This window comes from Streptomyces venezuelae (genome assembly GCF_008642295.1).
GTDB lineage: Bacteria > Actinomycetota > Actinomycetes > Streptomycetales > Streptomycetaceae > Streptomyces > Streptomyces venezuelae_C.
This window is the reverse complement of the sequence record NZ_CP029190.1, coordinates 2,719,722-2,731,483: the sequence shown is the minus strand read 5'-3', so window position 1 is coordinate 2,731,483 and position 11,762 is coordinate 2,719,722. Positions and strand designations below refer to the sequence as shown.

Sequence of the window (11,762 nt, the reverse complement as noted above, 5' to 3'; positions counted from 1 at the left end):
GCGGGCCGTGGCCGGGCGGCCCGCCGGTGGTACGGGGAAGGGCATGCAGCCCCGGCCACCGCTCGACCCCCCCGCCTGCCGGACCGCCCACCGGACCGCCTGCCGTGCCGCCTGCCAAACCGCATGTCCCGCCCCTGCTCCGTACCGCCGCCGCGCTCGCCTGGCGGCTGCTGGTCGTCGGTGCGGCGGTTTACGCGGGCTTCGCCGTCCTGGGCCGCTTCCACGAGATCGGGGTCGGGCTCTTCCTGGGCCTGGTCGCCACGGCCCTGCTGAGACCGGTCGCCGACCTGGTGACCCGGGGCGGCGTGCCGCGCGGACTCGCGGTCGCCGTCACCCTGCTCGGCGGCATTGCGCTGGTCCTGGCCGTGCTGGCGCTGGTCGGCGAGGCGGTGGCCGGCCAGACCACCACCCTGACCCGGGAGTTCCGGGAGGGCCTGGACAGCATCGAGGAGTGGCTGGAACGGCCGCCGTTCCGGCTGAACCCGGAGGTGCTGACCGACGTCCAGTCGCGGATCGGCCAGTACCTCTCCCGCCACCGCTCGACCGTGGTCAGTACGGCGGTCAGCGGCGCGAGCCACCTGGTGCACGTGCTGGCCGTGCTGGCCCTGGCCCTGTTCACGGCCGTCTTCTTCATCCACTCCGGGCACCGTCAGTGGGCCTGGTTCTGTGATCAGCTGCCCGGCCCGGAACGCAGCCGCTGGGACACGGCGGGCCGGGCGGCCTGGCGCACCTTCACCGGCTACACCCACGGCATCGTGCTGGTGGCCGCCACGAATGCGGTCCTGGTCGGGGTGGCCCTGTACTTCCTCGGCGTACCGCTCGCCGTGCCGCTGGCGCTGCTGGAGTTCTTCGCCGCGTTCGTCCCGCTGGTGGGCTCGCCGGTCGCGCTGGCCGTGGCCGCGGTGGTCGCCCTCGCGGCGAAGGGGCCGCTGGTCGCGGCCATCGTGATCGGGCTGATCGTGATCATCGGGCAGATCGAGGGGCATCTGCTGCACCCGCTGGTGATGAGCTGGGCGGTACGGCTGCACCCGCTGGTGGTGGCGATCTCGGTGCTGGCCGGGGCGACCGCGGCGGGGATCGTCGGAGCGGTGGTGGCGGTGCCGCTGGTCTCCGTGGTCTGGTCGGTCCGCACCGCCCTGCGCCCGCCACCCGGCCCGCCACCTGGGAAAACCGCTGGTGAAAACACTCAGGGCGGTTCCGGTGAACCGGAACCGCCCTGAGATCAGGTGCGCCGCCAGGGACTCGAACCCCGGACCCGCTGATTAAGAGTCAGCTGCTCTAACCAACTGAGCTAGCGGCGCCTGCTGACAGAGAAAATACTACCTGGTCCCGAGGGGTGCTTCCGACCATGCAGTTCAGAGGCGACCCTGCAGCTCAGAGAGTCAGCGACAGCAGCAGGGGCGCGGCCTTCCGGTTCAGCGCGTCCGCCGCGGCCCGCAGCCGGTGCGCGTGTTCCACGGGCAGGGACAGGGCGAGGCAGCCCACCGAGGCGCCCGCAGTGATCGGCACCGCCGCGCAGACCGTGCCCACCGCGTACTCCTGGAGGTCCAGCACCGGCACGGTGGCCGGCTGGCTGTCCAGCTTCGAGAACAGGATGCGCTCGCTGGTGATCGTCTTCGAGGTGAGCCGGGCGATCTTGTGCCGGGAGAGGTGGTCGCGCCTGCCGTTCACGTCGAGCTGGGTGAGCAGGCACTTGCCCACGGCGCTCGCATGGGCGGCCGAGCGGAAGTCGACCCACTCGTGCACCTTCGGGGTGCGGGGGCTGTCCGCGAACTGGGTGATGCGGACCTCGCCGTCCACATACCGGCTGATGTAGACGGCCGCGCCGACGGAGTCGCGCAGCCGGTCCAGGGTCTCCTGCAGCTTGGCCTGCAGCGCCTGCTGGCGGTCGACCCCGGAGCCGAGGAGCACCAGCGAGTCGCCTATCGCGTACGCGCCGTCCGACACCTGGAGGACATAGCCCTCGCGGCGCAGCATGAGCAGCATGGGGGCGAGGTGGGCGGCCGGCAGGCCCGTTTCGCGGGTGATCTGCGTATCGGTCACGCCACTGTGGTGCCGTCCGATCGTTTCCAGCACGCGCAGGGCGTACTGCACCGAGTGGAACGGCGCGGTCGGCTCGGGCTTCAGCGCCACGGTTTCCCCCTACCAGGTTGTTACCGCTTGCCCTACCACGATAGCCATCAAGAGGCCCACGCGGAGCGCCTGTTGATGAGATTGATGGCTCAATCAGACCCTCTGGCCGGGATCTACTCCACTGGCATATGCCAAGGTCACGCCCCCTGTCCCGTGTGCCGGGAATGCCCGGCGGTCACCTCCTGTTCGACACCTTCGTACGCCCTACCGGACGGTAGGGACAGACCGGAAACCGTGTAGGAACTGAGACGGGAGCAACGATGAGTGACGTGCGGGACCCGATCCGCGGGACCGCCCGCGGAACCGCGCCGGTTCCCCTGTCGGTACTGGATCTGGCCACCGTCGGCAGCGGCAGTACGGCCCACGATTCCCTGCGGACCAGCGTCGAGCTGGCCCAACTCGCCGAATCCCGCGGATTCCACCGCCACTGGGTGGCCGAACACCACTCCATGCCCGGGGTCGCCAGCTCCTCCCCGGCCGTGATCCTCGCCCACCTCGCCGCCCACACCCGGCGGATCCGGCTCGGCTCCGGCGGGGTGATGCTGCCCAACCACGCCCCGCTGGCCATCGCCGAGCAGTTCGGCACCCTGGAGGCGCTCGCGCCGGGACGGATCGACCTCGGCCTCGGCCGCGCCCCCGGGACCGACGGCCGCACCGCCGCCGCGCTCCGCGGGACCGCCCGGCCCGATGCCGAGGCGGCGGAGTTCCCCCGGCAGCTCGCCGAGCTCACCCGGTTCCTCGACGACGACTTCCCCGACGGCCATCCGTACGCCCGCGTGCACGCCGTGCCCGGCCCGGTCCAGGGGCCCACGGCCCGCCCGCCGCTCTGGCTGCTCGGCTCCTCCGGGTTCAGCGCCCGCCTCGCCGGGGAACTCGGCCTGCCCTTCGCGTACGCCCACCACTTCTCGGCGGCCGGCACCCTGCCCGCGCTCCGGCTGTACCGGGAGAGCTTCCGGCCCTCGGCGGTGCTCGACGCCCCCTACACCGTCATCGGGGTGTCCGCGCTGGCCGCCGAGGACGCGGCCGAGGCCCGGGCCCAGGTGCTGACCGGCGCCCTGTCGATGCTGCGGCTGCGTACCGGCCGGCCCGGGCTGATCCCGACCCCGGAGGAGGCGGCCGGGTACCCCTTCACCGCGGCGGAACGGGAGTTCGTGGACGGCTGGCTCGCCAACGTGGTCCACGGCACCCCGGAGGAGGTCCGGGCGGGACTCGACGCACTGGCGGCGCGGACCGGCGCGGACGAGCTGATGCTGACCGCGAACGCCCACGGCGGAGCCGCCCGGCTGCGCTCGTACGCGCTCGTCGCAGATGCGTACGGGATGCCGGAGGGGGAAATTCCGCTCGGCTGACGGGAGATGAACGGGGTTTGGCTGGTTTATTGCCGAAGTCTTGCGCGGGGCCTCCTCAAGAGAGTCTTAAGTCGCTCGTCACCGGGGGTGGCGAGCGATTTCTGATGCGCCCTCAGGCCTCTGACTTGGGAAATTATGGCCCAACTGGTCTAGTCCTTGTTTAGTCGGGGTTTGGCTCAAACCATTGACGCGGCCTTGCCGTGATCGCTATCTCTTCTCCCACCCGGGCCGTCACATCCTCCCTCCCCACCTCCGGAGGCTGTTCATGCACATCCGTAAACCCTTCGTCGCGGCTGCGACCACCGCGGCGCTCGCCGCCGGAGCGCTGGCCACCTTTGCGAGCCTCGGCACCGCCCAGGCCGCGGACACCTCCACCACCGCCTCCGCCGGCGGCGTGCGCATCGCGTACTACGACCAGTGGAGCGTGTACGGGAACGCCTTTTACCCCAAGCACCTCGACACCCGGGGCATAGCGAGCAAGCTGGACGTCGTCAACTACTCGTTCGGCAACATCCACCCCACCGAGCTCACCTGTTTCGAAGCCAACAAGGCGGCGGGCGACGACAACAACCCCAACGCCGGGGACGGCGCGGGCGACAGCTACGCCGACTACCAGAAGTCCTTCAGCGCGGCCGACAGCGTCGACGGGGTCGCCGACAAGTGGGACCAGCCGATCGTGGGCGTCTTCAACCAGTTCAAGGAACTGAAGGCCAAGTACCCGCACCTGAAGATCAACATCTCGCTGGGCGGCTGGACCTACTCCAAGTACTTCCACGACGCGGCCAAGACCGACGCCTCCCGCAAGAAGTTCGTCGCCTCCTGCATCAAGCAGTACATCAAGGGCGACCTCCCGGTGGAGGGCGGCTTCGGCGGCCCCGGCACCGCGGCGGGCATCTTCGACGGCATCGACATCGACTGGGAGTACCCCGGCTCCTCCGGCGGCCACCTGGGCAACCACTACGGCCCCGAGGACAAGCAGAACTTCACCCTGCTGCTCCAGGAGTTCCGCAAGCAGCTCGACGCCGAGGGCGCGGCCAACGGCGGCAAGAAGTACCTGCTGACCGCCGCCCTCCCGGCCGGCCAGGACAAGATCAAGTACATCGAGACCGACAAGATCGGCCAGTACTTGGACTACGCGAACATCATGACGTACGACATGCACGGCGCCTGGGACGGCGACGGGCCGACGTACCACCAGTCCCCGCTGTACCCGTCCGCGGCCGACCCGACCGACCCGATCGCGCCGGGCACCGAGAAGTACTCGATCGACAACGCCATCGACTCCTGGATCGACGGCAACCCGGCCTACGGCATCGCGGGCGGCTTCCCCGCCAACAAGCTGACCCTGGGCTACGAGTTCTACTACCGCGGCTGGAAGGGCGTCCCCGCCGGGACGGCCAACGGCCTCGCCCAGAGCGCCACCGGTGCGTCCGGCGCCCGCCCGCTCAGCCAGCAGGCCGGCATCGCCCACTACAAGGAGCTCGGCGGGATCGTCGACAACCCGGCGACCACCTTCTGGGACGACCAGTCGAAGTCCTCGTACTTCTACAAGGACGGCGAGTTCTTCACCGGCCTGAACCAGAAGTCCATCCAGGCCCGGGTGGACTACGGCAAGCAGCGCGGCCTGGCCGGCGCGATGATGTACTCGCTCCTCGGCCTGGACAGCAACACCACGCTGCTGAACCAGATCAACGACGCCCTCGGCGGCACCACCCAGCCCCCGACGACGCCGCCCACCACCCCGCCGACGACGCCTCCGACCACGCCGCCGACGACCCCGCCGACCACCGGCTGCGGCTCGCTCCCGGCCTATGTCGCAGGCACCGTCTACACCGGCGGCAGCGAGGTCTCCCACAACGGCCGCAAGTACAAGGCCCAGTGGTGGACCCAGAACGAGACGCCGGGCACGACCGGTGAATGGGGTGTCTGGAAGGACCTCGGCGCCTGCTGATCCCCCCACCTCGCGCCGAGCGACCCACCGCCCCCTGCTCTGACCAGGCAGGGGGCGGTGGTGTGCCCGGACCCCATCAGGCGGTGGCCGGTTTGTCGAGCCAGAGGGTGACCGCGGTCCAGAGCTGGAGGCCGCAGCCGAGGGTGAGCAGGTACTGGCCGAGTCCGGCCTGGCCCTTGAGCACCGACCAGAAGTAGACCGTCGCCCCCAGGGTCAGCAGGGCCAGGGTGCCGTACCACCAGAGCACTCCGCGCAGCCGGGCGACCGAGTGCCCGTCCCACGCGTGGACCGCCATCGCCGCGTTGACGACCGCGCTCAGCAGGATCACGGCGCTCGCCGCCTGGCGGGCACCGCTCCATTCCAGCAGCGCGATGAGCTGCCACGCGGGACCACCGGAACCCAGCGGAATCGCCAGGGTCAGACTCGTGAACACCGCCGCGAGCGTGCACGGCCGGAGCGAGTGCGGATCGGTGCGGTCCGGCGGGCGGGGGACGGCCGCCAGCCTGAGCTGAACCGCTCCCCAGGCTTGGAGCAGGCCGCCCATGACGAAGGCGAGGAAGCCCAGGCCGGCGTCGAAGTCCTTTCTGAGGACCGAGGCGAAGACCCAGAGCGCCACCATCGCGTAGACGGTCAGCGTCGCGAGCGTGCCGCACCACACGCGCACGGCCCGTCGCCGGACGACAGCGGACCGGCGCAGGACGAGGACGCCGGCCGTGGAGCACGTGATGGTGCTGAGGATCGCCAGCACGAGCATGCTCGTGCCGACCCAGCCCAGCGGCCAGTACCAGTACGGCGAGGAGAGCCACATGGGGTACCGCTTCGCCTCGACCTTTTCGTAAAAGGGCAAGGACAGCGCCGCCAGCATCGCTGCGGCCGAGAACAGGAAGGGCCATGGGCTGAGGGGAGGAGCCGCCGCGGCGGCTTCGGTCCCGGCGGCCATGAGCGGCGTCACCTGCTCCGGCTCGCGCTGCTCCCGCTCCTGCTGTTCGGGTTCCCGCTCCGGCTCCCGCCGCTCCTGCTCGCGCTGCTCCGGTTCCTGCTGCACCGTGTCCTGCTGCCGCACCGCCGGCCCGCCGCTCCCGGTCTGCGCCGCGACCGCCGCCTCGCCGGTCGCCTCCGCTTCCTCCGGCGTCGCCACCGCGATCGCCAGTTCCCCGGTCGCCGTCCGCAGCTGGACCGTCCCCTCGTGGTGCCCCCGTTCCGTCTCCTCCGGCACCAGCTCGATGCCACCGTCCACGTACCGGACCTTCAGCCACGGGTCCGTCCTGGCCTCCAGCGTGGCGAGGACGATCGGCGGGCCCGCCACCTTCACCACGGCCGGCTCGGCCGCCGCCACCCGCAGGGCCGGGGTGTCCACCCGGGGAGCGGCCAGCGCCAGGGCGCGGGTGGCGCGTTCGGCCACCCGGCGGCTGTCGTCGGCGGCCAGCTCGGACAGGGCGATGTGGGCGGCGAGCGCCACGCCCACGTCCGGGCCGCACAGCAGGGTGCCCAGGTCCTCGACCGACCACAGCTTCCGCTCCCGGCTGTCGGAGCGGACGGCGTCGGCGAGCGGGGTCGGGAGGTCGGTGGCGACGGCCCGCCGGCGGCCGGTGTGCGCGATGGTGAGGTCGCCCTGGCTGCCGAACAGCCACAGCTGCGGGGTCTGGTGCGGGGTCAGCTCCCGGATCCGCTCGTTGACGTAGTCCGCCAGCTCGGACATGCCGACCTCGCCGTCGTGGTCGAGGTCGGCATCGCCGCTGCGCAGCCCCTCCACCAGGGCGCCCGTGAACAACGACGGACCGTCCCCGGGAGCCGTCCCGGGTTCGCCCCCGGGCACCGGCTGGTCGCCCTCGAAGGCGTATTCCAGGGCACTGGAGGCGGTGAAGACCGCACGTCCGCGCTTCCCGCCGGTGCGCTCCAGGTCGTGGAAGCTCTCCTGGACCTCGACCGTCGCGCCCGCCCGGGCGATCATCCCCCGCTCGAACGCTCCCGCGTAACAGCAGTCCAGGAGCAGGACCGCACGCTGGGCGCGGCTCTCCAGCATCAGACCGCTCACGTACTCGGCCGGTACGGCGGTCGCGGCCAGCCGGTTGCGGTAGGTGTCGGCGGCGGCGAGGAAGAGCTTGCCCGCGGCGTTCTTCACCCCGTGGCACGAGAAGTGCAGCAGCAGGGTGTCCCTGGTGGACCGGTCGGCGAAGAAGTCCTCCACCGCGATGCGCAGCCGCTGGACGGTGGGGTCGGTCAGCACCTCCACGTCGAAATCACCGACCGTGGGGTCACCCAGCACATCGGCGAGTCCCGCCGCGTCCTGCACGGGCGCCCGCAGGGCACCCAGTCCCACGTCCTCGTACCGGCTGGTCACCACGACCAGCGCGTGCCTGCCCGGCCCGGTCATGACTCCTCCCGCTCGTGCTCCCGTCCGCCGGTCTTCTCCGTGCAGCGAGCGATCCACACCTCGGTCAGGCGCCGTTGTTCCTCGCTGCGGATACCGGTGAGCTCCAGCCGGTTCCCGTCGATCTCCAGGACGACGCTCCGCGCGTCTCCGGCGCGCCCCAGCCAGTTCCGGACGGCTCTGACCAGGCTCTCCAGCAGCGGCAGCGCGGGCGGCAGGGTCACCAGCAGGACGTTGCCGAGCTCGGCCGCGGCGCCGCGGGTGCCGGCCGGGGCCGGACCGGCCTCGGGGTGCCCCACCCGCTCCACGTCCAGCAGCAGCAGGTCCTCGCGCAGGACCGCCACCTCGTCGTGCAGCGACTCGGTTCCGTCTGCTCCGACTGCATGTCCGACAGTGATCCGTACCTGACTGGTCACCTGACTGGTCACGGCTGCTCGCCCGCTTGTTCCGGATGGCTCCCGTTCCCGCCGGTCAGCGGCCCCGTTCCCGCCGGTCGGCGGCATAGTCCCCTGATGTCAGTCTGGCACCGCCCGGTCCCGCGCGCATGCCCCGGGGCGGGCGCCGATCATTTCGGCGATGCGGTCCGGGGCCACCGCCCGGGAGTACAGCCAGCCCTGGCCGGTGTCGCAGCCCACCCGCCGCAGCCGGGCGGCCTGGCCGGCCGTCTCCACGCATTCGGCCGTGACCGTGAGGCCGAGCCGGTGCGCGAGTTGGACCAGGGCCTCCACGATGGTCTCGTCGGCCGGGTTGGGGTGGGTGCCCTCCTCGTAGCGGAAGCCACGGACGAAGGAGCCGTCCAGCTTGAGCACCGAGACCGGGAGCCGGCTGAGGTAGGCCAGGTTGGAGTAGCCGGTGCCGAAATCGTCGATGGCGATCCGTACGCCCATGTCGCTGAGTGCCTGCAGGGCCTGGAGCGGGCGTCCCGCCGAGCCCATCACCGCCGACTCGGTCAGCTCCAGCTGCAGCAGCTGCGGAGCCAGCCCGGTCTCGGCGAGGATCTCCGCCACGTCCCCGACGAGATCGGAGTCCCACACCTGCCGCACCGCCACGTTCACGGACACGAACACCGGGGAATCACTGGGGTGTTCGATCTGCCAGCGCCGGGCCTGCCGGCAGGCCGTGCGCAGTACCCACTGGCCCAGCTGGACGATGGAGCCGTCCTCTTCCGCAATTCCGATGAACCGATTCGGCGTCAGCAGCCCGAACTGCGGGTGATTCCACCGGACCAGCGCCTCGACCCCGCGCACCACCCCGCTCTCCAGGTCGACCAGCGGCTGGTACTCCAGCTCGAACTCGCCCCGCTCCACGGCCGGCCGGAGGGTGCTGGAGAGCGCCTGGCGCGTCATCCGGTGGGCGTTGCGCTCCGGATCGAACAGTGTCCAGCGGGCCTTGCCGTCCGCCTTCGCCCAGTACAGCGTGGTGTCGGCGGCCTGCATCAGCCCGGTCGCCGAGGTTCCTGCGGCGGCCCGTTCGACCACCCCGATGGACGCCGACACCGACAGCCGCTGCCCGGACAGTTCGAACGGCTCCTGTACGGCGGCCAGTACGGACCGGGCCAGGTCGACCAGCTCCTCGGTGCCCGTGGAGTCCTCCACCAGTACGGCGAACTCGTCACCGCCGAGCCGGGCCACCAGGTGCCCGCCGGTCCGCCCGTACCCGGACTGGTCCGCGCACTGGGAGAGCCGGGCCGCCACCGCCGTCAGCAGCCGGTCGCCGACCCGGTGTCCCAGGGTGTCGTTGACCGCCTTGAACCCGTCCAGGTCCAGGTAGCAGAGACCGATCCGGCCGGTGCCGCCGTATTCGTACGAGGAGGCCTCCAGGGCGGCCGACAGCCGTTCGAAGAACAGTGCCCGGTTGGGCAGCCGGGTGACCGGGTCGTGCATCTGCAGATGCCGGAGCCGGGCCTGGAGATCGCGCCGGTCGCTGATGTCGGCCACGGACAGCAGCACGTCCCGAGTGCCCGGTACGGGGCCCAGCGTGACCTCCGTCCACAGCGTGTGCCCGTCCGGGTGTTTGAGCCGCCGGGTGCAGCGCAGCCTGGCCTGCCGGCCGCGCAGCACCTCCCGGTAGGCCTGCCAGGTCCGGGCCTCGGCCGCCAGGTCCACCAGATCGGCCGCCGACTGTTCGATCAGGGCGTGCGGATCGGTGCCGAGCAGTCCGCCGAGAGCGTCGTTCGCGGCCACGACAAAACCGTCCCGGTCGACGACGGCCATCGCCAGATGGGCCGCGTTGAAGGCCGCTCGGTAGTCGCGCAGTTCACGCTCTGTAGTGGTCGGTCGGATGCTGTCGGCCGCCGAACCGGTTCCTTCTGAGGTTCCGCTCACCGTTCGCTCCCGCAGTGCTCGTGATGTCCGCGCAGGAAAGTGTGCCGATCATAGAGGCAGCCGGGAGGCCCTATCCAGCGGCGTCGCCGTCCTGGACACGGTACTTCGGTGTGCTGACGGCAAGCGCGCCGCCTCGCGCTCGATCGTTTCTGCGCGGCTGTGAACGCAGCGGTCATCCCCGTGATCGGTCGTGACGCTTCGTAATGTTCCGTTCGGGTGTGTGCGAGGTGGTCCGCGGGGTGCGCTCACTCATGTGGGGCACCGGAACAGGACATAAGTAGGAAAATCGCCGCAAGGTGGAGGAGATAGGTCGAATCCACCCACCGGAGGTCGATGTGCCGCGACAGCAGACACCCGGGGGAGTGGACCGTCGTATGCGCAGCGCGGCGGCGTCCCTCACCTCGCTGACGGCCCTCGCCGCCATGTCTCTCGTCGCGGGACCCGCGGCTGCCGACAACAGCGCCGGCCCGTGCGCCCTGACGCGTACGGCCGCACACCACTCCCTGGGCGTGGACACCTGGAACCGCGCCTACCCCAAGCCGGAACGCCGCCTCAACGCGGTCATGGTCTTCCTGTCCTTCCCCGACGCCCGCCCGAAGACCACCCCGGAGGAGCTGACCGCCGACTACTTCCCGGTCACCAGCGACTTCTTCGAGCGGGCCTCCTACGGCAGGTTCAAGCTGGTCCCGCACCCGCAGAAGGAGTGGGTGCAGATGCCCAAGACCTCCACCGAGTACGGGATACAGCGTGACTGGGACCCGGACGACCGGGCCGCCTACCTGCGGGACGCGGTGGTCACCGCGGACCGGTCGGTGGATTTCTCGGCGTACGACATCGTGTACTTCGTGGCCGACCCGGACGCCCCCGGGGTGGACTCGGACGCCACCAAGGTCGTCAACTTCGACCGGCCGATCCGGGCGGACGGCACCGAGCTCCGCCGGATCGTCACCGTCTTCGAGCAGCACCCGCCGGACCGGAACGTGCTCGCGCACGAGACCGGCCATGTCTTCGACCTGCCGGACCTCTACCACCGGCCGACCGACGGCAAGGGCGACTGGGACACCTACGTCGGCGACTGGGATGTCATGGGCAGCCAGTTCGGCATGGCTCCCGACCTCTTCGCCTGGCACAAGTGGAAGCTGGGCTGGCTGACCACCGACCAGGTGGACTGCGTACAGAGCGGCACCTCCCTGCACACCCTTCAGCCGCTCGCCGAGGCGGTGCCGCGGGGCGGCACCGGAGGCACCCGGCTGGCGGTGGTCCGTACCGGCCCGGGCAGCGCCATCGCCGTGGAGGCGCGCGGCTCGGCCGGCAACGACGGGGACACCTGTACGGAAGGGGTGCTGGTCTACCGGGTCCGCAACGAGGCGGCCTCCGGCGGCGGCCCGATCGAGGTGCTGGACGCGCATCCGGACACCGAGGCGTGCTGGGACCGCTCGGTCTATCCGCCGCTGGCGGACGCGCCGCTGGAGGTGGGGGAGACGTACACGGTGCCGGGGGAGCGGATCACCATCGAGGTGGCGGACCGCACCCAGTCCGGCGCCTACACGGTCAAGATCACCACGTAGCGGCTTCGGGAGGCGGGTCCGGGAACACGAAGAAGGCCCCCGCTCTGACGAGCGGAGGCCTTCTTC

Annotated in this window: 8 protein-coding genes and 1 tRNA gene; 4 read left to right on the top strand and 5 right to left on the bottom strand. The window is 71.1% G+C overall.

Annotated features, from left to right (window positions below):
• Window positions 1-104: 104 nt before the first annotated feature.
• Window positions 105-1,220 carry an AI-2E family transporter gene (locus DEJ50_RS11805; protein WP_223837711.1) on the top strand — a complete coding sequence of 372 codons (1,116 nt, stop codon included), beginning with the start codon at window positions 105-107 and terminating at the stop codon, window positions 1,218-1,220.
• 7 nt (window positions 1,221-1,227) lie between these two features.
• Here the strand turns inward: DEJ50_RS11805 and DEJ50_RS11800 are convergent.
• Both DEJ50_RS11800 and DEJ50_RS11795 read right to left on the bottom strand, forming a co-directional pair.
• A tRNA-Lys gene (locus DEJ50_RS11800) sits at window positions 1,228-1,301 on the bottom strand.
• A gap of 73 nt (window positions 1,302-1,374) precedes the next feature.
• A complete protein-coding gene (locus DEJ50_RS11795) occupies window positions 1,375-2,133 on the bottom strand; it encodes an IclR family transcriptional regulator (protein WP_150207686.1) in 759 nt (252 codons plus the stop codon).
• A gap of 260 nt (window positions 2,134-2,393) precedes the next feature.
• On the opposite strand from DEJ50_RS11795, the gene DEJ50_RS11790 reads away from it, so the two are divergent.
• Window positions 2,394-3,482, top strand: coding sequence for an LLM class flavin-dependent oxidoreductase (locus tag DEJ50_RS11790; RefSeq protein WP_150207684.1), 1,089 nt, complete (start codon window positions 2,394-2,396; stop codon window positions 3,480-3,482).
• Window positions 3,483-3,747: 265 nt separating this feature from the next.
• The gene (locus DEJ50_RS11785; RefSeq protein ID WP_150207682.1) at window positions 3,748-5,433 is read left to right on the top strand and encodes a glycosyl hydrolase family 18 protein; all 1,686 of its coding nucleotides are present in this window, start codon (window positions 3,748-3,750) and stop codon (window positions 5,431-5,433) included.
• Between the two features lie 76 nt (window positions 5,434-5,509).
• Here the strand turns inward: DEJ50_RS11785 and DEJ50_RS35205 are convergent, their stop codons facing one another.
• The 3 genes from DEJ50_RS35205 to DEJ50_RS11770 all read right to left on the bottom strand — a co-directional run bounded on the left by DEJ50_RS35205 (window position 5,510) and on the right by DEJ50_RS11770 (window position 10,128).
• On the bottom strand, window positions 5,510-7,807 hold the full coding sequence (locus DEJ50_RS35205) for a caspase domain-containing protein (RefSeq protein WP_150207680.1): 2,298 nt from the start codon (window positions 7,805-7,807) through the stop codon (window positions 5,510-5,512).
• Window positions 7,804-8,232 (bottom strand): hypothetical protein, encoded by a 429-nt coding sequence (locus DEJ50_RS11775; RefSeq protein WP_150207678.1) that lies wholly within the window; start codon window positions 8,230-8,232, stop codon window positions 7,804-7,806. The genes DEJ50_RS35205 and DEJ50_RS11775 overlap by 4 nt, the downstream gene beginning before the upstream one ends.
• Before the next feature lie 87 nt (window positions 8,233-8,319).
• Window positions 8,320-10,128 carry a putative bifunctional diguanylate cyclase/phosphodiesterase gene (locus DEJ50_RS11770; RefSeq protein ID WP_150207676.1) on the bottom strand — a complete coding sequence of 603 codons (1,809 nt, stop codon included), beginning with the start codon at window positions 10,126-10,128 and terminating at the stop codon, window positions 8,320-8,322.
• Between the two features lie 335 nt (window positions 10,129-10,463).
• On the opposite strand from DEJ50_RS11770, the gene DEJ50_RS11765 reads away from it, so the two are divergent.
• A complete protein-coding gene (locus DEJ50_RS11765; protein ID WP_150207674.1) occupies window positions 10,464-11,696 on the top strand; it encodes a M6 family metalloprotease domain-containing protein in 1,233 nt (410 codons plus the stop codon).
• Window positions 11,697-11,762 lie beyond the last annotated feature (66 nt).

Coding starts and splice junctions, on each gene's coding strand:
- DEJ50_RS35205 (WP_150207680.1), bottom strand. CDS start 7,807: ATGACCGGGCCGGGCAGGCACGCGCTGGTCGTGGTGACCAGCCGGTAC.
- DEJ50_RS11790 (WP_150207684.1), top strand. CDS start 2,394: ATGAGTGACGTGCGGGACCCGATCCGCGGGACCGCCCGCGGAACCGCG.
- DEJ50_RS11785 (WP_150207682.1), top strand. CDS start 3,748: ATGCACATCCGTAAACCCTTCGTCGCGGCTGCGACCACCGCGGCGCTC.